Annotated in this window: 20 protein-coding genes; 13 read left to right on the top strand and 7 right to left on the bottom strand. The window is 66.1% G+C overall.

Annotated elements, in window-relative coordinates; translation table 11 throughout:
* Nucleotides 1-244: 244 nt before the first annotated feature.
* Nucleotides 245-1,489: a sarcosine oxidase subunit beta family protein gene (locus tag FDT80_RS01170; protein ID WP_138660412.1), complete on the top strand. Its 1,245-nt coding sequence runs from the start codon at nt 245-247 to the stop codon at nt 1,487-1,489.
* Between the two features lie 35 nt (nt 1,490-1,524).
* Here FDT80_RS01170 and FDT80_RS01175 read toward each other — a convergent pair whose 3' ends face one another.
* The gene (locus tag FDT80_RS01175) at nt 1,525-1,716 is read right to left on the bottom strand and encodes a hypothetical protein (protein WP_138660413.1); all 192 of its coding nucleotides are present in this window, start codon (nt 1,714-1,716) and stop codon (nt 1,525-1,527) included.
* A 143-nt stretch (nt 1,717-1,859) separates the two neighbouring features.
* Between FDT80_RS01175 and FDT80_RS01180 the strand changes: the two genes are divergently transcribed.
* The 4 genes from FDT80_RS01180 to FDT80_RS01195 all read left to right on the top strand — a co-directional run bounded on the left by FDT80_RS01180 (nt 1,860) and on the right by FDT80_RS01195 (nt 6,181).
* Entirely contained in the window at nt 1,860-2,087 is a 228-nt protein-coding gene (locus FDT80_RS01180) for a hypothetical protein (RefSeq protein WP_138660414.1), read from the top strand.
* Between the two features lie 108 nt (nt 2,088-2,195).
* Complete coding sequence (locus FDT80_RS01185) at nt 2,196-2,525, top strand: sarcosine oxidase subunit delta (protein ID WP_138660415.1); 330 nt, start codon at nt 2,196-2,198, stop codon at nt 2,523-2,525.
* A gap of 79 nt (nt 2,526-2,604) precedes the next feature.
* On the top strand, nt 2,605-5,619 hold the full coding sequence (locus tag FDT80_RS01190; protein WP_138660416.1) for a sarcosine oxidase subunit alpha family protein: 3,015 nt from the start codon (nt 2,605-2,607) through the stop codon (nt 5,617-5,619).
* Nucleotides 5,612-6,181 (top strand): sarcosine oxidase subunit gamma, encoded by a 570-nt coding sequence (locus FDT80_RS01195; RefSeq protein ID WP_138660417.1) that lies wholly within the window; start codon nt 5,612-5,614, stop codon nt 6,179-6,181. The genes FDT80_RS01190 and FDT80_RS01195 overlap by 8 nt, the downstream gene beginning before the upstream one ends.
* A 64-nt stretch (nt 6,182-6,245) precedes the next feature.
* Here FDT80_RS01195 and FDT80_RS01200 read toward each other — a convergent pair whose 3' ends face one another.
* Nucleotides 6,246-6,578, bottom strand: coding sequence for a GYD domain-containing protein (locus FDT80_RS01200; RefSeq protein ID WP_138660418.1), 333 nt, complete (start codon nt 6,576-6,578; stop codon nt 6,246-6,248).
* Between the two features lie 230 nt (nt 6,579-6,808).
* On the opposite strand from FDT80_RS01200, the gene FDT80_RS01205 reads away from it, so the two are divergent.
* Together FDT80_RS01205 and FDT80_RS01210 are read left to right on the top strand one after the other, a co-directional pair.
* Nucleotides 6,809-7,408, top strand: coding sequence for a superoxide dismutase (locus FDT80_RS01205; RefSeq protein WP_138660419.1), 600 nt, complete (start codon nt 6,809-6,811; stop codon nt 7,406-7,408).
* Nucleotides 7,409-7,539: 131 nt separating this feature from the next.
* A complete protein-coding gene (locus FDT80_RS01210; RefSeq protein ID WP_138660420.1) occupies nt 7,540-7,992 on the top strand; it encodes a host attachment family protein in 453 nt (150 codons plus the stop codon).
* A 331-nt stretch (nt 7,993-8,323) separates the two neighbouring features.
* Here the strand turns inward: FDT80_RS01210 and FDT80_RS01215 are convergent, their stop codons facing one another.
* Nucleotides 8,324-8,878 (bottom strand): LOG family protein, encoded by a 555-nt coding sequence (locus FDT80_RS01215; RefSeq protein WP_138660421.1) that lies wholly within the window; start codon nt 8,876-8,878, stop codon nt 8,324-8,326.
* A 127-nt stretch (nt 8,879-9,005) separates the two neighbouring features.
* Between FDT80_RS01215 and FDT80_RS01220 the strand changes: the two genes are divergently transcribed.
* The 3 genes from FDT80_RS01220 to FDT80_RS01230 all read left to right on the top strand — a co-directional run bounded on the left by FDT80_RS01220 (nt 9,006) and on the right by FDT80_RS01230 (nt 12,662).
* Entirely contained in the window at nt 9,006-10,403 is a 1,398-nt protein-coding gene (locus FDT80_RS01220; RefSeq protein ID WP_246039790.1) for a LysM peptidoglycan-binding domain-containing protein, read from the top strand.
* Between the two features lie 83 nt (nt 10,404-10,486).
* Nucleotides 10,487-12,349, top strand: coding sequence for an ABCB family ABC transporter ATP-binding protein/permease (locus FDT80_RS01225; protein ID WP_138660423.1), 1,863 nt, complete (start codon nt 10,487-10,489; stop codon nt 12,347-12,349).
* Nucleotides 12,339-12,662, top strand: coding sequence for a hypothetical protein (locus FDT80_RS01230; protein WP_138660424.1), 324 nt, complete (start codon nt 12,339-12,341; stop codon nt 12,660-12,662). The genes FDT80_RS01225 and FDT80_RS01230 overlap by 11 nt, the downstream gene beginning before the upstream one ends.
* 145 nt (nt 12,663-12,807) lie before the next feature.
* Here the strand turns inward: FDT80_RS01230 and FDT80_RS01235 are convergent, their stop codons facing one another.
* The 3 genes from FDT80_RS01235 to FDT80_RS01245 form a co-directional block, all read right to left on the bottom strand.
* A complete protein-coding gene (locus FDT80_RS01235; protein WP_138660425.1) occupies nt 12,808-13,257 on the bottom strand; it encodes a DUF302 domain-containing protein in 450 nt (149 codons plus the stop codon).
* Nucleotides 13,258-13,354: 97 nt separating this feature from the next.
* Nucleotides 13,355-17,170, bottom strand: a complete 3,816-nt coding sequence (locus tag FDT80_RS01240) for an efflux RND transporter permease subunit (RefSeq protein ID WP_138660426.1) — start codon at nt 17,168-17,170, stop codon at nt 13,355-13,357.
* The gene (locus FDT80_RS01245) at nt 17,167-18,411 is read right to left on the bottom strand and encodes an efflux RND transporter periplasmic adaptor subunit (RefSeq protein ID WP_138660427.1); all 1,245 of its coding nucleotides are present in this window, start codon (nt 18,409-18,411) and stop codon (nt 17,167-17,169) included. The genes FDT80_RS01240 and FDT80_RS01245 overlap by 4 nt, the downstream gene beginning before the upstream one ends.
* 309 nt (nt 18,412-18,720) lie before the next feature.
* Between FDT80_RS01245 and FDT80_RS01250 the strand changes: the two genes are divergently transcribed.
* The 3 genes from FDT80_RS01250 (at nt 18,721) to der (ending at nt 22,354) form a co-directional block, all read left to right on the top strand.
* A complete protein-coding gene (locus FDT80_RS01250; protein WP_138660428.1) occupies nt 18,721-19,398 on the top strand; it encodes a hypothetical protein in 678 nt (225 codons plus the stop codon).
* 64 nt (nt 19,399-19,462) lie between these two features.
* Nucleotides 19,463-20,824: a PQQ-like beta-propeller repeat protein gene (locus FDT80_RS01255; protein ID WP_138660429.1), complete on the top strand. Its 1,362-nt coding sequence runs from the start codon at nt 19,463-19,465 to the stop codon at nt 20,822-20,824.
* Nucleotides 20,825-20,875: 51 nt separating this feature from the next.
* A complete protein-coding gene (gene der / locus FDT80_RS01260) occupies nt 20,876-22,354 on the top strand; it encodes a ribosome biogenesis GTPase Der (RefSeq protein ID WP_138660430.1) in 1,479 nt (492 codons plus the stop codon).
* Between the two features lie 121 nt (nt 22,355-22,475).
* Here the strand turns inward: der and FDT80_RS01265 are convergent, their stop codons facing one another.
* On the bottom strand, nt 22,476-23,192 hold the full coding sequence (locus tag FDT80_RS01265; RefSeq protein ID WP_138660431.1) for a tryptophan-rich sensory protein: 717 nt from the start codon (nt 23,190-23,192) through the stop codon (nt 22,476-22,478).
* Nucleotides 23,193-23,292: the final 100 nt, after the last annotated feature.

Genomic DNA, 23,292 nt, shown 5'->3' on the forward strand with positions numbered 1-23,292 from the left:
TCCTGCGCCATTGCGGCGCAGCGGCACCATCCTGCGCGGGGCCGGGGGGTGGGGGCCGCGCCTGGGGGGCGCATGGGCGGCCGCTTTGGCAATTGCGGGGGATATCGCAAAACTGCTAAGGCCAAATGCGGCAGGTGTCGCAAAACCTGTACCGAATGCCGCGCGCAGTATCCTCTTTTCCGGGGGCTCGCGCAGAAAGACCGAAAGCCGGGCTCGAACCGGCGAATCCTTCGAGGGGCGCACCATGAAACGCTATTCCGCCTTTGCCATCGCCAGAGAGGCCCTGCGGTATCACACCGGATGGGACCGTGCGTGGCGCGCGCCCGAACCGAAGCCGCATTACGACGTCATCATCATCGGCGGCGGTGGTCACGGGCTGGCCACGGCGTATCATCTGGGCAAGAACCACGGCATCACGAACGTCGCCATCCTTGAAAAGGGCTGGCTGGGCGGCGGCAACACGGGCCGCAACACGACGATCATCCGCTCCAACTACCTGCAGGATCCTTCGGCCGCGCTCTACGAGAAATCGCGCAGCCTTTACGAGACGATGAGCCAGGATCTGAACTACAACGTGATGTTCAGCCCGCGCGGCGTGATCATGCTGGCGCAAACCCAGCACGAGGTCCGGGGTTATCAGCGCACCGCGCATGCCAACGCCCTGCAAGGGGTGAAGACCGAATTCATCAGCCCCGACCGGGTCAAGCAACTGGTGCCGATCATCAACATCGACGGTCCGCGCTATCCGGTGCTGGGCGGGCTGTGGCAAGCGCGCGGCGGCACCGCGCGGCACGATGCGGTGGCCTGGGGCTATGCGCGGGCCTGCTCGGACATGGGCATGGACGTGATCCAGCAATGCGAAGTCACCGCGATCAAGCGCGACGGCGGCAAGGTCACCGGGGTCAGCACCACCAGGGGCGAAATCACCTGCGGCAAGGTCGGCATTGTGGTGGCGGGCAATTCGGGCCACGTGGCCGGATTAGCGGGGTTCCGCCTGCCGATCGAGAGCGTGGCGCTTCAGGCGCTGGTCAGCGAGCCGATCAAGCCCTGCATGGACGTGGTCGTCATGGCCAATACCGTGCACGGCTACATGAGCCAGTCCGACAAGGGCGAGATGGTGATCGGCGGCGGCACCGACGGCTACAACAACTACACCCAGCGCGGATCGTTCCACCACATCGAGGAAACCGTGCGCGCCCTGGTCGAGACCTTCCCGATGGTGTCGCGCCTCAAGATGCTGCGCCAATGGGGCGGGATCGTGGACATCACCGGCGACCGCTCGCCCATCCTCAGCAAGACGCCGGTCGATGGCGTGTTCATCAATTGCGGCTGGGGCACAGGCGGGTTCAAGGCGACGCCGGGATCGGGCTGGGCCATGGCGGAATTGATGGCCAAGGGGCGTTCGCCGCTGACCGACGCCTTCGGGCTGGAGCGGTTCCGCGAGGGGCGTTTCATCGACGAAAGCGTGGCGGCGGGGGTGGCGCACTGATGCGCCGCGCCACCGCTCCCGGCCGCCCTGCGCCGTCAGTCCTCGGCGCGGTTGCGATTGGCGTCGCCCGCGGCGCTGCCAAAGGCGATGAGGTCGCTCACATCGACTTCGCGCCCGCCGCGCGCGGCCCTGCGGGCGGCCACGCCGCGCCGTTCCAGCACGAACATCACCAGCGCGACGCACAAAATCGCGCCAAACACCACTATTGCCATCGCTTCCTTGCTCATCGCGTCCTCCGCCTTGCGCAGAATGACGCCAGCCTAGCGCGAAAATCGCCGCACGGCGACGGAAACAATTTTGTGGCGCGGTGGAACAATGTGTCGCAGCCCGCTGTTTGCTTTTCAAATGGACCTGCAAACGGAGACACACCATGGCTGACAATACCGATCGCACGACAACCACAACCACAACCAACACCGGCGGCAACACCGGACTGGCGTTCATCGTCGGCATCCTTGTCGTCGTCGTCGCGGGCCTCGCGTATTACATGTTCGCCGACGGCGGCAGCGGCGATGACGTCAGCATCACCATCGAAGGCGCGGGCGATGCCGTCCAGGGCGCTGCCGAAGCCGTCGAAGGTGCAGCCTCGGGCAACTGACGCCGCGCAGAGCACCGCCTTGACGAAACAGGCCGACGTCCCCCGGGGCGTCGGCTTTTGCGTGTCCGGGCCTTGGTCCGCCGTCGCCCCCCACCGCAGGAGCCTGCCATGCTGATCCTCACCTGTCCCGTCTGCGGCGTCACCGCCGAGGAAACCGAATTTCACGCCGGCGGCGAAGCGCATCTGACCCGGCATGGCCCCGGCGCGTCGGATGCCGATTTCGAGGACTACCTGTTCATGCGCGCAAACCCCCGTGGCGTGCATTTCGAACGCTGGCGGCATGTCTATGGCTGCGGCAAGTGGTTTCATGCGGCGCGGTGCACGACCACCTTGCAGGTCTTTGGCACCTATACCGCCCAGACCTCCGCGCCGCCGCAGGAGATCCTCGACAAGATCGCCGATGCGCGCCCGGACTGGACCCCGAGGACGCCCGGATGATGTCTGCGTCTTTTACCCTAGCCCCGAAATTTCCCGCCGGAGGGGGCCATCCCCTCCGCCAGCCCGAAGGTCTGACCCCATGAGCACCCGTCTCGCCACCGGCGGTCGCTTGCTGTCCAAGGACAAAGCGCTGTCGTTCACGTTCAACGGTCGCCGGCTGCGCGGCTTTTCCGGCGATACGCTGGCGTCGGCGCTGCTGGCCAACGACCAGATGCTGGTGGGCCGGTCGTTCAAGTACCATCGCCCGCGCGGCATCGTGGCCTCGGGCGCGGAAGAGCCCAACGGCCTTGTGAACATGGGCGAGGGGGGGCGGTTTGAGCCCAATCAGCGCATCACCACGACCGAACTGTTCGACGGGCTGACCGCCACCAGCCAGAACCACTGGCCCAGCCTTGATTTCGATGTGGGTGCGATCAACTCGAAACTCGCGCGGTTCCTGCCGGCGGGCTTTTATTACAAGATGTTCATCCATCCGCGCCCCCTGTGGAAGCACGTGTACGAGCCGATAATCCGCCGCAGCGCGGGCCTTGGACGGGCGCCGACGGCACCGGATGCGGATACTTACGAGCATTTCCACGCCTTTTGCGACGTGCTGGTCATCGGCGGCGGTGTGGCCGGATTGCAGGCAGCCAAGGCCGCGGCCCGGTCGGGCGCCAGGGTGCTGGTGCTGGAGCAGACGCCCCATTGGGGTGGGCGGGCACCGGTCGACGGCGGCACCGTCGATGGCAAGCCTGTGGATAAGTTCGTGGAAGAACTGGTGTCGGAATTGGCAGACATGCCCAATGTCACCCTGCGCAACCGAACGATGGGCGCGGGCGTGTACGATCACGGCTACGTTCTGGGCTACGAGCAGCTGGGCGATCACGCGCCCGAAAAACCGGGGCCACGGCACCGCTTGTGGCGCATTCGGGCAGGGCATGTGCTGACCGCGACGGGCGCCATCGAACGGCCGCTGCCCTTTGCTGGCAACGACGTGCCGGGGGTCATGCTGGCCTCTGCGGTGCGCGACTACGTGGTCAACTACGGCGTGTCGCCGGGCGACCGGACGGTGGTCGTGACGAACAACGACAACGCTTACCTTACGGCAATTGCGCTCAAGTATGCTGGGCTCAGCGTGCCTGCGATCCTCGATGCGCGGGTGCTGCCGACCGACAGCCCGGCGATGGAGCAGGCCAAGGCGCTGGGGATCCGGGTGCTGATGGGCCACGCGGTGTCGTCGGTCAAGGGCGGCAAGCGGGTGACGGGTGTCGCCGTCTGCTCGCAGTCGGGCGAAGGCGCGGTGCTGGAAGAGATCGCCTGCGACGTGGTGGCGATGTCGGGCGGCTGGTCTCCGGTGGTGCATTTGTGGTCGCATTGCGGCGGCAAGCTGCTGTGGGACGAGACACAGGCGCATTTCCGCCCGGATGTGGATAAAGCGCCCATCGGTGCGGATGGGCATGGGTTTGTCACGCCCGCCGGATGCGCCAACGGCGTGATGCAACTTGACGCGATCCTTGCCGATGCGGTTCAGGCCGGTGAAATCGCCTGTGCCGCTGCCGGGTTCAGGGCCCGCCATTCCGATGCGCCGACCGCCGAGCCGTCGGGCGAAACCCCGATGACCCCGGTCTGGATGATGCCGCAGGGCGCGGGCATCAAGCTGCGCAGCAAGGCCTGGCTGGATTACCAGAACGACGTCAAGGTCTCGGACGTGCAACTGGCCGCGCAGGAAGGGTTCGAGAGCGTCGAGCACGCCAAGCGCTACACCACGCTGGGCATGGCCACCGATCAGGGCAAACTGAGCAACATCAACGGGCTAGCCACGCTTGCGGCCGCGCGCAACGTCGCCATCCCACAAGTCGGCACGACCACCTTCCGCCCGCCCTATACGCCCATTTCGATGGGCGCCATCGGCGGCGAGGCGCGGGGCGACGTGTTCCAGCCACTGCGCCGCACCCCGATGCACGACTGGCACGCCGCCAACGGCGCGGAGTGGGAACCGGTGGGCCACTGGCGCCGTCCCTATGCCTACAGGCGCAGCGGCGAAAGCACCCACGAAGCGGTGATGCGCGAAGTGCGCAATACCCGCGACAAGCTTGGGCTGCTGGATGCCTCGACGCTGGGCAAGATCGTGGTCAAGGGCCCGGACGCCCCCAGGTTCCTCGACATGCTTTACACCAACATGATGAGCACGCTGAAGCCCGGCAAGTGCCGCTACGGGCTGATGTGCAGCGAAAACGGGTTCCTGATCGACGACGGCGTGGTCGCGCGCATCGACGATGACACCTTCTTGTGCCACACGACCACCGGCGGGGCCGAGCGGATCCACCAGCACATGGAAGAATGGCTGCAGACGGAATGGTGGGACTGGAAGGTTCACGTGGCCAACGTGACCGAGCAATATGCCCAGATTGCCGTCGTCGGCCCCAACGCCCGGACCGCGCTCGAGCGCCTGGGCGGCATGGATGTGGGCAAGGACGCGCTTGGGTTCATGGACTGGGCCGAGGGTACGCTGGGCGGCTTTGCCGTCCGCGTGTACCGGATCTCCTTTTCGGGCGAGCTGAGCTATGAAATTGCCGTCGATGCAAGCCACGGTCAGGCGTTCTGGGACGCGCTGATGGTCGTCGGTGCGGATCTCGGCGCGATGCCCTACGGCACGGAGTGCCTGCACATCCTGCGCGCGGAAAAGGGGTTCATCATGATCGGGGATGAAACCGACGGCACGGTGATCCCGCAGGACCTGGGCCTTGACTGGGCGATTTCGAAAAAGAAGGAAGACTACCTCGGCAAGCGCGCGCAGGCCCGGTCGCACATGGCTGACCCGACCCGCTGGAAGCTTGTGGGGCTGGAGACCGAGGACGGCAGCGTGCTGCCCGACGGCGCCTATGCCGTGGCCGCGGGCGAGAACGCCAACGGTCAGCGCAACACCCAGGGGCGCGTCACCTCGACCTATCACTCGCCGACGCTCGACCGGGGCATCGCGATGGGTCTGGTGCTGCACGGCCCCGACCGCATGGGCGAGGTGCTGGAGTTTCCGCGCCTCGACGGCACGACCGTCAAGGCCAAGATCGTCAGCCCGGTATTTTACGATCCGCAAGGGGAGAAGCAGAATGTCTGAACCTGTCAGCGCGCTGCATGGCATCAGCGACGATCACGGACTGGTACGCATCACCGAACTGGGCCCGCGCGGCATGATCACCCTGCGCGGCGATCTGGCATCGTCCGCGATCAAAAAGGCCGCGACAAAGGGGACGGATCTGTCGCTGCCGGGGCCCGGGCAGGCGGTTTTGTCAGGCGACGACGGTGTCGCGTGGATGTCGCCCGACGAGCTGTTGGTGATGTGCGCATACGACGACGTTCAGGCGCGGCTTGCCAGGATGACCAAGGCCACGCAGGGCAAGCACGCGCTTGCGGTCAACGTATCGGATGCCCGCGCGGTCATCGAGGTGTCAGGCACGCGGGCTCGCGAGGTGGTTGCGAAACTGGCCCCCGTCGATCTGTCGCCCGACGCCTTCACGCCCGGCATGTTCCGCCGGACCCGCATGGCGCAGGTCGCGGCGGCCTTCTGGATGCACGATGACACCACGTTCCGCATCATCTGCTTTCGCAGTCAGGCGCGGTATGTGTTCGATCTGCTCAAGGTCGCGGCGCAACCGGGGTCGGAGGTCGATTACTTCTGATCCCCGTGCTTATGATCCCCGTGCTTATGATCCCCGTGCTTTTGATCCGCGGCCCCGACCGGCGTCATCCGGTGGCGGGCTTGTAGCTCGTCATCGCCGATTTGGCCTTTTTCATGGCGTCGACGGCCTCGCCGGTGGTCATCAGTTTGGTCGTCGATCCCCCCGCAAAAGCGCCTGACGCGGCCAGAACCATCGCGCCCGATGCCATCGCGGTGTCGTCGGGTGCTTCGATCAGGGCGATCACGTCGTCGGTGCCCATCGCAAAGAACACGTGATGCAGCGTGCCGCCAAAGCTTTCGACCAGTTTGCGCGCGGGCGGTTCGCGGTCATGCGGATTGTTGACCATGGCCTTGAATGCGGCCGAGGTGTAACGGCCTTGAAAAAGGTAGAATGACATTGCACTGTTCCCCCAGTTGAAATGATGATTTTGAACGATACCCGGCACGCCCCCACGTGCCCCGGCGTCGTGATCTTAGCACGAAATCGCCGCAGAACGGAAAATAACCTCGGCGGAACGGCCATTTGGAACCATCGTTCGGCTGGTTCGTTGAACCATGACACTTGACGCAAGGCGCGAACGCGCTCAGTTACGTCGCAATGACATTCAGACAGACAAGGGGTCCTACAATGGCTTTTGAACTTCCCGATCTTCCCTATGCTCACGACGCGTTGGCCGCAAAGGGCATGTCCCGCGAGACGCTGGAGTATCACCACGACATTCACCACAACGCCTATGTCACGAACGGCAACAAGGCGATCGAGGGGACGGAATGGGCCGGCAAGTCGCTTGAAGAGATCATCAAGGGCACCTACGACAAGTCCGCCGTGGCCCAGTCGGGGATCTTCAACAACATCAGCCAGTTGTGGAACCATAACCAGTTCTGGGAGATGATGAGCCCGAATGACAGCGCGATGCCCGGCGCGCTTGAAAAGGCGCTGACCGAAAGCTTCGGGTCGGTGGACAAGTTCAAGGACGAGTTCAAGGCTGCGGGCGCGGGTCAGTTCGGATCGGGCTGGGCGTGGCTGGTCAAGGACACGGACGGCAGCCTGAAGGTCACCAAGACCGAAAATGGCGTCAACCCGGTCTGCTTTGGCCAGACGGCGCTTCTGGGGTGCGACGTGTGGGAGCATTCCTACTACATCGACTTCCGCAACAAGCGTCCCGATTACCTGACCAACTTCCTTGACCACCTGGTCAACTGGGAAAACGTCGCCGGACGCATGTAACTGCGCTTCGGCCCCGGATTTCGGCACTTTGCGCCCCGTGGACAATTACGTCCGCGGGGCGTTTTTGCGTTGGAACAGTTTTGCGTGAAAATTCGTTGCTAGGCTGCGCTCACCAACCAAGGAGAGTGACGATGGTAAAGTTGACGCATGGCACATGGGTCCTGATCGCCGATGGCGAAAAGGCCCTGTTCACAGAAAACCAGACCGATGGCCAGGATCCGTTCCTGCAGGTGATCCGACAGGAGGAACAGGACAACCCGCCCAACCGCGAACAGGCCGCCAGTCTTCCGGGGCGGCTGAGCGACGGGCCCGGCGCGTCGCGGTCGGCGGTGCAGGACACCGACTGGCACCAACTGGCCAAGGACCGCTTTGCCGATGACCTTGCCGATATCCTGTATGATTATGCGCATAACGATGCGTTTCACCGGATCGTTCTGGTGGCGCCACCGGGCACATTGGGCGAATTGCGCGACAAGATGCACAGCGAAGTGGCCAGCCGCGTCATCGCCGAAGTTCCCAAGACGCTGACCAATCATCCGCTCAACGAGATCGAAAAGATCGTGTCGAAGGATCTGGCATCCTGAACCGCGCCGAGGCGCGAGGAATTTAGCCGAATTGCACTGGTTTGCGCGCGATGCGGCATTTGGGCGGCTGTGACTTTCAGATCACAACGCGGGGGCGACGTTCGGGGCATTGACCCGATGGCGGGATGCGGGGTGCGGGTGGCCGTTCAACGGGCCGGCGTGCGCCCGCGCCCCCTGGTGGGGCCGCCGCGCCGGTCGGCGCAAGCGGCGCGCGGCGATCCCGGCGTTCGCGCGGGCGCGGTGGCGAAACCGGTCATTTGCTTGGCGTCGTCGGGCCGGGGGGCGTGCGTCTGATCGACCCGCCCGTGCGGCGTGGATCGGCAGGGCAGGATCAGCGTGACAGATGGGCGGCCAGCGCCGCTTCGGCGGCGTCCGCGTCCGACACGACGGTGTAATAGCCAAGCAGCGTCGCCTCGGCGAAGCCCTGATCCACGACATGCTGCATCAGTTGGATCAACGGGTCCCAGTATCCATTGGTATTCACGATGAAAACCGGCTTTTGATGCAGGCCGAGCTGGCGCCATGTCAGCACCTCGAACAACTCGTCCAGCGACCCCGCACCACCCGGCAGAACGACCACCGCGTCCGAGTTCATGAACATCACCTTCTTGCGTTCGTGCATGGTCTCGGTCACGACATAGCGGGTCAGATCGGTCTTGCCGACCTCATGCTCCACCAGATGCGCGGGGATCACGCCAAAGGTGTCGCCGCCCGCCACCTGTGCCGCGCGCGCCACGGTGCCCATGATCCCGATATCGCCCGCGCCGTACACCAGCCGCCAGCCGTTGCGCGCCAGCGCCGTTCCGATCTGGGCCGCGTCGCTGACATAGTCGGGATCGGCCCCGGGGCGCGAGCCGCAGAACACACAAACGGATTTTTGGGACATGGCGCTGCTCCGGTGACAAATGGAATTGTGATATGTTGGGTGCGATGCTTTTGACCGGTGATATCCTGCTTGCTAGTAAGGCTCAACAACCTGCGGCGGAGCCGGGGAAAATTGCGGCGGAATGGCGATGAACACTCACGATCACAACAGCCCGCGCAGTGGCGGCATGACGCTTCCGCTGGTGCTGGCGGCGATACTTGCCCTCTTGATCGGAGGGTACGTGATGTGGACGCCATCCGCGCCCGACCTGTCGGATGTGACCCGCGCGGCGACCGACGCGCCCGCTGCCGCACCCAAGACGCCCGACGATACGCCCAAGCCGCCCGCCACCGCCGATACATCGGTCGCGCAAGACCTTGCCGCCGCCCGGACGCCTGACCCCATCACGGGCGATATACCCGACGCACCGCGCATCGACGAGGTCCGCATCGAACCCGACGGAATGACGGTGATTGCCGGGCGGGCCGCACCGGGCAGCACGGTGTCAGTTCTGATCGACGGGGCCGAAGTGGCCACGGCGCGTGCCGATGGCAGCGGCAGCTTTGCCTCCGTCACGATCCTTCCGCCCAGTGCCGCGCCGCGGGTGCTGACCCTGTCGCAAGAGACCGGAGGCCAGGCGACGGCGTCGCGCGACGAGGTGATCCTCGCCCCCGCCCAACGGCCCGAACCCCCCCTTGCGGTGGCACAGGCCGACACGCCCGACCCGCAGCAGCACACGCCCGTCACCGCCCCCGTGGACCAGCCGCAGGTCGCGCCCGACACAAGCGCCGCGGCGGCGCAGGGCGACAACGCGGCGCCCGGATCCGACACGGCCGACCAAGATGCGGGCGGGCAGGCACCGGTGCCCGACGCGGTCATCGCACTTGCCACGCCGGATCTTCAGGCCGGCCAGCCGCCGACAAGCGATCCCGCGCCGCAGGGGCTGACCGCAGCGACGGCGGTCACCGGTGGTGCCCCGCCTGCCATTGCGCCGCCCGCACCCCAGGGGGTCGCGGTACTGCGCTCCACCCCGGAGGGGGTCGAACTGATGGCCCGCGCCGGCGCGCCCGAGGTCATGTCCGCGGTCGCGCTCGACACGATCAGCTATTCGGATGCGGGCGAAGTCCGGCTTGCGGGCCGGGCACAGGCCGCCACGCGCGAGGTGCGCGTCTATCTCGACAACACCGTGGTCGCGACCCTGCCGGTGGATGACGCGGGCCGCTGGCGCGGCGATCTGCCGGATGTCGATGCCGGCATCTACACCCTTCGCGTGGACGAGGTGGGCAGCGGTGGTGACGTCACCAGCCGGGTCGAAACCCCGTTCAAGCGCGAAGACGCGGCAACGCTGGCGCAGGCGACGTTTGCCGCCGATGAGGGTCCGATCAAGGCGATCACGGTGCAGAAGGGCAATACGCTTTGGGGCATCGCCCGCGACCGCTATGGCGACGGGCTGCTGTATGTCAGGGTCTTCGAGGCCAACAGCGGCGCGATCCGTGACCCCGACCTGATCTATCCCGGACAGGTCTTCGATCTGCCGGCCGAATAACCGCCCCGGTCCGTGCGCGCGCACTGGCAACTCCGTGCCCGTCGGCCTATGTATCGTCGGGACAGATTTGTTCAGGATACTGCATGGCCACCGACACCTCCGCCGACCAGACCGACACCGCGACAGACGCGGCACAAGACGCCCGCGACCTGTCCGATCTGAAGGCGGCCGAACGGCGGTCCGGCCTGCGCACCATCCGCAAGGTGGCGCCCTACCTCTGGCCCGAGGATCAGCCCTGGGTCCGGCACAAGGTGCTCTGGGCGATGGTGCTGCTGATCGCCTCCAAGCTGGTGACGGTGGGCACGCCGGTTCTCTACAAGGGCGCGGTCGACGCCCTGTCGAACGAGGGCGTGCCGATGCTGGCGCTGGGGGCCATCGGCCTGACCGTGGCTTACGGCGTGGCAAGGTTGATGGGTGTCGGGTTCCAGCAATTGCGCGATGCGGTGTTCGCCCGCGTGGGCCAGCGGGCGCTGCGGATGCTCGCGCTCGAGACCTTCGGCCACATTCACCGCCTGTCGATGCGCTATCACATCACACGCAAGACCGGCGGCCTGAGCCGGATCATCGAGCGCGGCGTCAAGGGCGTGGATTTCCTGCTGCGCTTCATGCTGTTTTCCATCGGGCCGCTCATTCTGGAACTGATCCTGATCGGGATCATCCTGACGGTGCTGTTCGACGTGTGGTATCTGGTCGTCGTGGCGGTCACGATCGCGCTGTATGTCTGGTTCACCTTCGCGGTGACGGAATGGCGGGTCAAGCTGCGCCGCGAGATGAACGAACAGGACACCGATGCCAACCAGAAGGCGATCGACAGCCTGTTGAATTTCGAGACGGTCAAATATTTCGGCGCCGAGGAGCGCGAGGCGCGACGCTATGACAGCGCGATGGCCCGCTACGAGGAGGCGGCGATCAAGACAAGCTATTCGCTGGCCTTTCTGAACTTTGGCCAGTCGGTTCTGATCACGGGCGGTCTGATCGGCGTGATGATCATGGCGGCGGTGGGGGTGCAGAACGGCACCTTGACCGTGGGCGATTTCGTGATGGTCAACGCGTATATGATCCAGATCACCGTGCCGCTCAATTTCCTCGGGACGGTGTACCGCGAGATCCGCCAGTCGCTGACCGACATGGGCGAGATGTTCGATCTGCTCGAGCAACCCGCCGAGGTGACCGACAAGCCGGGCGCCACACCGCTGAAGGTCACGGGCGGCCGGATCGAACTGGACGAGGTGCGATTTGGCTACGACCCCAAGCGGCCGATCCTCAAGGGCATCAGCATCACCGCCGAGCCGGGCGAGATGGTGGCGATCGTCGGGTCCACCGGGTCGGGCAAATCCACCGTCGGGCGGCTGCTGTTCCGCTTCTACGACGTGAACGGCGGTGCCCTGCGGATTGACGGGCAGGATGTGCGTGACGTGACCCAGGAAAGCCTGCATGCCGCCATCGGTGTGGTGCCGCAGGACACGGTGCTGTTCAACGACACCATCCGCTACAACATCGCCTATGGCCGTGACGGCGCCACCCAGGACGAGATCGTCGCGGCGGCCAGGGCCGCGCAGATCCACGATTTCATCACCGCCTTGCCCGATGGCTACGACACCACGGTCGGCGAACGCGGCCTCAAGCTCTCCGGCGGCGAAAAGCAACGGGTCGGCATCGCGCGCACGCTGCTCAAGGACCCGCCGATCTTGCTGCTCGACGAGGCGACGAGCGCGCTTGATTCCGAGACCGAGCAGGAGATCAAGGAGGCGCTGATGCAGGCGGGCCGCGGGCGCACCGTTCTGACCATCGCGCACCGGCTCAGCACCATAGCGGAGGCGGACCGCATCGTGGTGCTTGAGCAGGGCGAAATCGTTGAGCAAGGCACCCATGACGGCCTGCTGGCCAGCAATGGCCGCTATGCGCAACTGTGGCACCGTCAGCAAAGCGAAAGCGATGCCGCGTAAGGACCACCCGCACACCCCCGACGGGCGCTATTTCGTCGCCAAGGAGCGGCTCTGGCGGCGCAGCGATCCCGGTCTGCCCGAGACCGAGCGCCGCGCCGCCGTCAAGGCGCTGATGCAGGCCCGCAGGGCCGTTGGAATGGCGGACACCGACGCGGCAAGGCGCGCCGCGCGTCAGGACGTGCAAGCCGCCAAAGAACGCCTGGGCGAGCGTGGTCCGGTGTGGTGGACCGATGGCGCCCCGGACGAGGGCGGCAAGCATCCGGAGAACTCAAGCTATGCGGACTGGTGGAGCGGCCTGGACCGCGACGCCTGATCCGGGCCGCGCGCAGGCAATCTGCCGCGCCCCCGGTGGCACGGGCTTTCGCGCACCCGCGCGACAATCGGACGTCACGGGCAGGCGGCGATATGCAGCGCACCTGACGCCGGACCACCCCACTGGGTGCTGCCAAAGGCGTGGATCACTCGGCAATCGCCGCGTCGGTCAGCTTCGACAGGGCACCTGTCATCTTTGCGATGTACTCGGCATCGCCGGGCAGGCCGTGCGCGGCGGCAAGGTTGGCGGGATCGCGATAGACAAGATGCACCGCGCCTTGGGCGTCCGCAAAGGCCAGCACACGCAAAGGCAGATCAAGCCCGGCGGTCTGCGCCTCGCGCATCGCCGGGGTGCCAAGCGCGGGATTGCCGAAGATCAGCACTTCGGTCGGCCGCAGGTCCGATCCCGCCTGTTGCGCGCCGGCGGCATGGTCGATCCGGGCAAACACCGTGGCGCCGGCGTCGGTCGCGGCGGCCTCCAGCCGGTCCATCGTGGCGGTGACCGAATGCGGGCTGGTCTTGTGGATCATCTCGGCCGTGGCCGGGGTGACAAGTGCGACGCCGAGCGCGGCGGCGAGGGCTGTTCGGGTCAGCATGGCAAGGTGTCCTCTGACTGTGGCGGGTTCGCCGAAATCCTAGCATATGGCCGCGCATTTGCGAGCCGCCGCGCCGTGCCGCGCCGCGTATCCGGCGCTATTCCGCCGCCTTGAGCCGCGAGGGCGCGCCCGCCATATGCGGGGTGCTGCCGTCGTCCCAGATGATTTCATCCGACGCGATGCGGCGGGCGTCGCGTTGCAGCGCCCAGTCCTGTGCCGCCCGGCTTGCGCGGCCCAGCGACAGCTTTGCCAGCAGTCGCGCGATCCAGCGCACGTAGGTGGTGGCCCAGACCCGGATGGCCAGCATCGAGGGGGTCACCATCAGCGTCAGCACCGTCGCGATGCCAAGCCCGAACACAACCGCCGTCGCCAGTTGCTTCCACCAGAGCGCCGTGGGGCTGTCGATGGTATAGCCGCCTTCGGCAAAGTTGAGCGACAGGCCGAACATCATCGGCGCGAGGCCCGCCATCGTGGTGATCGTGGTCAAGAGGACGGGCCGGATGCGCGCCTGTGCCGTGCGGATGATCGCTTCGATCCGGGGCATGTACTGGCTGTATTCCTGGTAGGTATCGATCAGGATGATATTGTTGTTCACCACGATCCCGGCCAGCGCCACGATCCCCGTTCCGGTCATGATGATCGAAAACGACTGGTCCATCACGATCATCCCGATCAGCACGCCCGTCGTGGACAGCACCACGGCCAAAAGCACCAGAACCGCGTTGTAGAAGCTGTTGAACTGCGCCAGCAGGATGATGAACATCAGCCCCAGCGCGGCGGTGAAGGCCGAGCTGAGAAAGGCCTGGCTTTCCGCCTGTTCTTCCTGATCGCCGGTCCATTCCCACTCCACGCCGCCGGGCAGCGGCTTGGTCTCGAGCCATTTGGTGATCTCGCCGATCCGTTCGTTGGCATTTACCGGCACAAGCCGGATCTCGCCGGTTTCGATGCCGCCGGTCAGATCGGTTTCACCTGCCGCCGCCATCCGTTCGGTGATCTTGTAGGCGGTGCCATCGGGGGCCGTCACATCCGCGTCCGACCCCGCAATGCGCAGCAAGGCCAGCGTCCTGTCCGTGTCCGCGCCGTCGCGGCGCGCGGTCTCGACCGCCTTCACGAGCCCGGCCGCGACATCGGCCTTGACGTCGAAATAGCGTTTCTGATCCACCCGCGTGATTTCGGCCAGTTTCGGCACCGGCGTGCGCGTGATGAAATTCGACAACGGCACCAACCCGTCCGCGGTGCGCACCTTGAGCGTGTCGAGGGTGCTCAGCAGGCGGTCCTGCGCGGGCAGCCGCACCCGGATCTCGATCTCCTCGTCCGAGGTATCGACACGCATGGTATCGAGCAGCAGACCGCGGGTCACAAGCTGGACCATGGCGCCCACGGTGGCCACATCGGCGCCATATCGACCGGCCTTTTCGACATCCACGTCGATCTGCCAGTCGATGCCGGGCAGGGGGCGCGTGTCCTCGATCAGGGTCAGCCCCGGCGTGGTGTCGAATTCCGCCCGCGCCAGCGCCGCCGCGTCCAGCAGGCTGTCGAAATTATCGGCCTTGAGCCGCAGGTGCACGGGCTTGCCGCTGGCCGGGCCACGCGCCTGGGCCAGGATCTCGATGTTGATGCCGGGGATTTCGCTCAACTGTTCGGTCAGTTCCGCGATGACCAGATCGCCGTCCAGTTCGGGCCGGTCGGCGCGGTCTTCCCACGGGATCGTCTCAAGCTGGACCTGTCCGATCAGGTCCTTGGGTTTGGACGCGCCCGACGCATCGGTGTTCAGCCCGCCTTCACCGGCAAAGGAAAACGCCGTCTTGACGCCGGGATGCGCCAATACGACCTCCTCGACCTCGCGCACCAGATCGTCCTTTTCCTCAAGCGACAGGTTGCCGCGCGCCAGCACATAGACGATGGCCTGTTCGGGCTCGCTCTCGACAAAGAACTCCACCCCGTTGTTGTTGTTGGAGAAAAAGATCATCACGGTGCCGACAAAGACAAACACCGTGCCCGCCACCACCAGCGGCATGACCGGATTGCCGGCGATGAAGGCGATCACGCGGCCAAAGCCCGACCGGCGGTAGCCCGCGTGAATCCGGGTGTCGTGACGCGCGAACAACCGCCGCGAGATCGACCGCCCGGTATTGCCCGCCCGCGTCAGCAGGGCGAATGTCGCCAGAAGGGCGACCATCGCCCCGCTGGCCGCCAGCGCGATCAGGGCGGCGGCCGCAAGGACAAGTGCAAAGACCAGCGCGAAGGTCGGCACCACCGACCCCAGCAGATCGAGCCCGTCCATCGCGGCGAATTGCGCCGAGACCGCGGAAAACACCAGCGGCATGAGCGTGGCGGCCACGACCACACCCGCCATCCCCAGCGGGAACAGCGCCAGGTGCAGGTAGAACCGGATTTCGGCGATCTTGGTCATGTAGTCGGCCATCCACCGCTCAAGCCGCCCGGTGACACCGCCCATCACCGGCAGATAGATCAGCGCCACCACCAGCGACGCGGACAGAACGAAGATCAACGTCACCGGCAGCATGCCCATGAATTCGCCCGGCACACCGGGCCAGAACAGCATCGGCAGGAACGCGCACAGCGTCGTCGCGGTAGAGGAAATGATCGGCCAGAACATGCGCTTGGCCGCCTCGACATAGGCGTGCATCGGGCCGACGCCTTCCTTTTGGCGGGCGTCGGCGTATTCCACGACGACGATCGCGCCGTCCACCAGCATCCCCACCGCAAGGATCAGCCCGAACATCACGATGTTCGAAATCGAGATCCCCATCAGCGCGAGGAAGGCGAAACACAAAAGAAACGAGGTCGGGATGGCAAAGCCCACCAGCAGCGCGGCGCGGATGCCAAGTGCGGCCAGCACCACGATCATCACCAGCGCGATGGCGGTAAAGACCGAGCCCTGCAATTGCTGGACCATCGAATCGACGATGCGGCTTTGGTCGTTCGACGTGCCGACCTTGACCGCCGCGCGCAGGCCCGCGGGCCACTCTGCGCTCTTCTCGTCCACCAGCGCCTTTACCAGGTTGGCGGTGTCGATCAGATTGAACCCCTTGCGTTTGACCACCTGCAGGGCAACCGTGTTTTCGCCGTTGAAACGCGCCGTGCCCAGGCGGTCCTCGAAGGTCAGGTTGATCTGCGCCAGATCGCCCAGCGTCACCACCCGGTCGCCATTGGTCTTGACGGGCAGGGCATAGACATCCGCCGCCTCGTCGAAGGACGAGGGAATCTTGACGCTGAAGGTGCCCTGCGCGGTTTCGACCTCGCCCGCGGCGATAAGCTGGTTGTTGTTCTGCACCGTGGTGATCAGTTCGCCCGCGGTGACGTTGTAGGCCTCCAGCCGAAGCGGGTCGATCAGCACCTCGAGCATTTCGTCGCGGCTGCCTGCGATCCCGGCTTCGAGCACCGCATCAACCGCTTCAAGATCGTCCTGCAAGTCCTTGGCCACGCGGATCATCGTCCGTTCGGGGACCGGCCCTGTCAGGTTCACGATGATGATGGGAAATTCGCTGAAGTTGATCTCTTCGATGGAATACTGCTCGGCCCCGGCGGGAAAATCCGCCTCTGCCTTGCTCATGGCGTCGCGCACGTCGGCCATGATCCTGGTCTTGTCCCAGCCGAATTCGAACTCCAGCGCGATCCCGGCATAGTTTTCCGCCGCCGTGCCGGTCATTGTCTTCAGGCCATCCAGATCGGCAAGCTCGGTCTCCATCGGTTTGACGAGCAGGGTTTCGCTGTCGCTGGCGGAAATGCCCGGAAAGGGCACCGACACGAACAGCGCCGGTATCTCGATGTCCGGCTCGCCTTCCTTGGGCAGGGTGGAATAGGCATAGCCGCCCACCACGATGCTAAGCAGGATGAAGGCCAGAACCATCCGCGCCCGCGACGCGGCCCAGTCGACCATGCCCGTCATTGGCTCAACTCCCGAAAGGTGGGTGCGACCGTGACGCCGGCTGTCACGAATTCCTGCCCGACCACGATCACCGTCGCCACGTCGTCCAGCCCGGTCAGCCACACCCCCTGCGCCGTGTCACGCATCAGCGACACCGGCTTGAACTGCACGACGTCATCCGCGTCCACCGTCCGCACGCCCAGCGTGCCATCGTCGTTCAGCGTCAGCGCCGATTGCGGCAGAAGATGCGCCTTGGCCCCGTCGGACGCGATGGCGATCTCGGCGGTCTGCCCGTCGCTGATCGAAAGATCGTCGTTGCGCACCTCGATTTCAACCCGGAAGGTGCGTGTGGTAGGATCGGCGGAGCGCGACAGGAAGCTGACCGTGCCACGGACTTCGCCGCCGCCCGCCGCCAACCGGGCGCGCGCCGAAGCGCCCACCGCGATGCGGGCCACCTCGGTTTCCGGCACGAAGGCCACCAGCTTGATCGGATCGAGTTGCAGGATCGTGGCGCACAGGTCGCCCGGTCGCAGCAGCGCGCCCAATTCGGCCGTATCGCTTTCCAGCAGGCCGCCGAAGGGGGCGTGGATCGTCACGCGATCCAACTCCGTCTCGGCCAGCGCCACACCGGCCTTGGCCGATTGGATGCCCGTTTTCGCCGCCTGAAGCCCGGCGCGCGCCGATTCGACGGCGGCCTGCGCGGTGGCGAATGCGGCTTCGGCATTGGCCACCCGCGTGGTCGAGGCAAAGCCGTCCTCGCCCAGCCGGGCCGACGCGTCCCGGTTGATCCGCGCCTCCTCCAACTGGGCCTGGGCTTGCGCCAAGCGGGCCTGCGCCTCGGGAACCCGCGCCTGCGCCTCGTCAAGCTGCGCGCGGGCCTGCGCCAGCGTGTCCTGGCGGGTGCCGGGGTCGAGCCGGCACAGCTCCTGCCCCTCGCTGACCGTGGTGCCCTTGCGCAGCGGCTCAGACATCACGCGCGCCGAAGTTTCGGCTTTGACATCCACCTGCCGCGCGGCGTTGGTCTGGCCGCGCAGGATCACCGCCGTATCGATGTCGCGCGCCTCCGAGCGGTGTACGACCACCTTGACCCGGCCCGCGGACGCGCCGTCGTCACCCGGTGTCGCTGCCGCGGTACCCTCTGCCTGCATCTGCGCGGCGGGGGAGGACAGGCCAAGAAATTCGGTCACCACCGCCCGCTCGAAGACCGCAAGATAAAGCAGCGACGCAACGGCAACGGCTGCGAGAACTGGGAAAATACGCATTGGTGGGCCTCGTTCTGGGTCTGATCGGCGGGCCTGGGGCCGCGCCACGTATCGGTACAAGTTTTAAATCATGGCATTCGGCGCGATCGGCCGCCCGGTGAAACGCAAAATGTATTTAGCCTGATTACGCTAAACTGACCAGTTCAGATTAAAATTTTCTGGCCTCTCGTGCAATGCCTGACCGCGCAGGCGTCGATGCGGCCCCTTGGCTTGGCCTTCGTCGCGCGTTAAGAGGGGCGAATTCAGGCGCGGGGCCCGTCCGCGGGGCCGCCTGAAGGGGACATCGACGCAACGTACGGGCAGGCCTTCATGAGCGATACGGACAGTTTCATCGACGAAGTCAACGACGAGGTCCGGCGCGACCGGCTCTTTGAGCTTTTGCGCCGCTATGGCTGGGTCGCGGGGCTCGTGGTCGCGCTGATCGTCGGCGGCGCCGCCTTCAGCGAATACCGCAAGGCGCAGATCCGCGCGCAGGCCGAGGCACTGGGGGATGCGATGCTGGCCGCCGTGTCATCGGACGATGCGCAAGCCAGGGCCGCTGCCCTGGCCGACATCGATGCCGCGAACCCGACTGCCGGCGCGGTTCTGGCGATGCTGACCGCCGCCGAACAGGTCGAGGCCGGAGCGATGGAGGCGGCAGTCGCCACCCTCAACACCGTCGCAACCGATGCCGAGGTCCCCGCGATGTACCGCCAGATCGCCACGTTCAAGGCGTTGACGATGCAGGCCGACACCTTGCCGGCGGCAGAGCGCCGCCAGCAGTTCGAGGCCCTGGCGCAGGCGGGATCGCCCCTGCGTCTGCTGTCCGAGGAGCAACTGGCGTTGATCGACATCTCCGCCGGGGACCGCGATGCGGCCATCGCTCGGTTGCAGTCGATCCTGAACGACGCCGAAGTCAGCGCGGACTTGCAACAACGCGCCTTACAGGTGATTGTGGCGCTTGGGGGCGCGCCCGAACTGGATGCGATGCCCGATCCGGTCAACTGAACCGGTCATGCGGTGGCCCGGCGGGGGCCATCGCCAAGCGATGAAGATAAGGGCGAGCAGGGCGATGACAGCGATTTCCAACATACCGGCCACGCGGCGACCGGGGCGCGCGATCCTTGCGACACTGGCGATCAGCGCCTTGCTGGCGGCCTGCGCCGAGCCCGAGGTCATCCTGCCCGGAAAGCGCGAGAATATCCGCTCGGTGCTGCAGGACCCGGGCCTCGAACCCATCGAGAGCGGCCCCGTCGCCAACGTCAGCCGCGCCATTTCGCTGCCCGCCGCCACGTCGAACGCAAGCTGGCCGCAGGCCATCGGCACGCCGCGCACCCGCACGGCGCATCCGGCCCTTGGCGCCGCATTGGCCCCCCTGTGGTCCAGCAGCATCGGCGCGGGCGACAGCCGCCGCCAGCGCATTACCGCCGATCCGGTCGTGGCGGGCGGTCTGATCTATACGCTCGACGCGGGCTCCACGGTCACGGCGACCGACATCGGCGGACGGACGGTCTGGCAAAACGACATCCGCCCCGTGCGCGATGGCGAGGGGCAGGCGACCGGGGGCGGCATCGCGGTCAGCGGCGGGGTGCTTTATGTCTCGCTCGGTTACGGATCGCTGGTCGCGCTGGATGCGGCGACCGGCACCGTCACGTGGCGTCAGCAGCTTGACGCCACGGGCTCTGGCGCGCCGACGGTCTATGACGGGATCGTATACCTGACCGCCGGCGACGATACCGGCTGGGCGGTCAATACCGCCAACGGGCGGATCCTGTGGCAGATCAGCGCCGCCACAAACATCAACAACGTTCTTGGCGCGCCCGCACCGGCGCTGAGTGACGATCTGGCGATCTTCGGCTTCGGGTCCGGCGAGCTTCAGGCGGTGTTCCGCCGGGGCGGGCTGCGCCGCTGGGATGCCGCGGTGCTGGGCGAACGTCCGGGCCGGGCGCTGTCCAAGGTGGGCGACGTCACCGGCGCGCCCGTGATCGTGGGCGATACCGTCTATGCGGGCAATCAATCGGGCCGCATCGTGGCCCTCGACACCGGCAGCGGCGCGCGTATCTGGACCGCGCCCGAAGGTGCGATCGGCCGGGTCTGGCCCGCGGGCGACAGCGTCTTCGCGATCACCGATACCAACGAACTCGTGCGCCTCGATGCCCGCGACGGCAGCCGCGTCTGGGGCGTGCCCTTGCCCAATTTCGTCAAGGACCGTCCGCGCAAACGGTCCGAAGTCTTCGCCAACCATGGCCCCGTGATCGCGGGCGGGCGGGTGATTGTCGCCTCCAGCGACGGTCAGTTGCGCAGCTTTGACCCCCGTGACGGGCGCCTGATCGCCAGCACGCCGGTGCCCGGCGGCGCGACCACCGCGCCGGTCGTGGCGGGTGGTGTTCTGTATGTCGTGTCGACCGGCGGGAAATTGCACGCTTTCCGTTGACGCGCAATTGGGGTAAGGCGCGTGCCTGACCCTCGGCTCGGAGCCTGATCCATGTCTTTTACCCTCGCCATCGTGGGGCGGCCCAATGTGGGCAAGTCCACGCTGTTCAACCGCCTTGTCGGCAAACGCCTCGCCCTGGTCGATGACCAGCCCGGCGTCACCCGCGATCTGCGCGAAGGTGCCGCGCGTCTGGCGGACCTGCGGTTTACCGTGATCGACACCGCCGGGCTTGAGGATGTGACCGACGACAGCCTGCAGGGCCGGATGCGGCGCCTGACCGAACGCGCGGTCGACATGGCCGACATCTGCCTGTTCATGATCGATGCGCGCGCCGGGGTGACACCGACCGACCTGGTTTTTGCCGACATCCTGCGCAAGCGCGCGGCCAACGTGATCCTTGCCGCCAACAAGGGCGAGGGCGCGGCGGCGGACGCCGGCGTGATCGAGGCGTATTCGCTGGGCCTGGGCGAGCCCATCCGCCTGTCTGCGGAGCATGGCGAGGGGCTCAACGATCTCTACACCCACCTGATGCCGCTGGCCGACGGGTTCGCCGAACGCGCCGCCGAGGATGCGCCCGAGATCGACGTGACCCTTGACGAGGACGAGGGCGACATGGAGGCGACCACGCCGCAGCCCACCAACGCCAAGCCCTTGCAGGTGGCCGTGGTCGGTCGCCCCAACGCGGGCAAATCCACCCTGGTCAACCAGATCCTGGGCGAAGACCGCCTGTTGACCGGGCCGGAGGCCGGGATCACCCGCGATGCCATCTCGCTGCGGATCGATTGGGAGGGCCCCGACGGTGTGGCCGTGCCGATGCGGATCTTTGACACTGCCGGTATGCGCAAAAAGGCCAAGGTGCAGGAAAAGCTCGAGAAGCTGAGTGTCAGCGACGGGCTGCGGGCGGTCAAGTTCGCGGAAGTCGTCGTCGTCCTGCTGGATGCCGCGATCCCGTTCGAGCAGCAGGATCTGCGCCTTGCGGATCTGGCCGAGCGCGAGGGCCGTGCGGTGGTGGTGGCGGTCAACAAGTGGGATATCGAGGAAGACAAGCAGGGCAAGCTCAAGGAGCTGCGCGAAAGTTTCGAGCGGCTGCTGCCGCAACTGCGCGGCGCACCGCTGGTCACGGTCAGTGCAAAGACGGGCCGCGGGATGGACCGGCTGCAAGCCGCGATCATGCGCGCCTATGACGTGTGGAACCGCCGTGTGACAACCGCGCATCTCAACCGCTGGCTTGCGGGCATGATGGAGGCGCATCCGCCCCCCGCACCGCAGGGCAAGCGCATCAAGCTTCGCTACATGACGCAGGCCAAGACGCGCCCGCCGGGCTTCGTGGTGATGTGCAGCCATCCCGACAAGGTGCCCGAAAGCTACAGCCGGTATCTTGTCAATGGTTTGCGGGTCGATTTTGACATGCCGGGCACACCGATCCGGCTGTATATGCGCGGCCAGAACGACGCCAACCCTTACAAGGGTCGCAAGAAGGCGCCGCCCAGCAAACTGCGCAAACACACCGAAGGCCGGCGCAAGGATTGACGCTCGGCACGGGTCGGATTCTGAAAAATCCGGTCCGTTCTATGTACAAGAAAACGGACTGGCGTCCAGGTTGCCGGGCGCGGCGCCGCCCTGGGCCGCGATGCCTTGGGCAAGCGTCCGGTCAGTCGGCAGACACGGGGCGGCGGCAGGCCTGCCATGTTGGATACAGCAGGGCGGCGCCGCCGCCCGCCGCCAGTGCCGCGATCGTCGGAGCCGAGCCGAGATTTTGCACCACGACCGCGACAAGCGCCCAGATCACCGCCACCCCATAAGTCGGCGCGCGGCGCAACGTCGATTGTACGCCGCCCGCCAGTCCGATGGCCAGCAGCACAAAGACGACCGCCGCGGAGGCCTCCGACATCCAACCGTAGCCCGCCGCCAGAAGGCCCAATGAAACGCAGCTTGCCGCGCTGAGCCATCCTGCATAGAGCCCGACCGGCAAGGCCGCCGCCCAGCCGTCGCCGGCAGGCGCGCGGTAAAGCGCCCACAGCGCGCCGAGCAGCATGACCCAGATCAGGATGCTCGCCCAGACCGGGCTTTGGACGGCAACCGCCAGCCACACCGCACCCACCGCCAACGACAGGCAAAGCGGCGCGCGCATCGCGTGCCAGTCTGCGTCGTCGCGCCGCCGCACCAGCCCGTATCCCAGCCCCAGCAGCAGCCAGAGATAGATCACCCCCCAGATGGCAAAGGCATAGCCGGCGGGCTGAACGGGAGGATCGGTCTGCGGCACCGGAAACTGATCGGGATCGAAGCCGCCGAAATCCGGCACCAGCAACGGTGACGCGGCAAAGGCAAGGGCAAGAAGGACGCTGAGGACTGCGGTGGCGCGACGCATGACATGATCCTGATGGGGGCAAGGGCGGGACGCAGGATGGCCACGCGGATTTACATTGTCGGGCAACCCGTTAAAGTTGCACCATTCTATATCATTCATT

Source organism: Sulfitobacter sabulilitoris, from assembly GCF_005887615.1.
Lineage (GTDB): Bacteria > Pseudomonadota > Alphaproteobacteria > Rhodobacterales > Rhodobacteraceae > Sulfitobacter_E > Sulfitobacter_E sabulilitoris.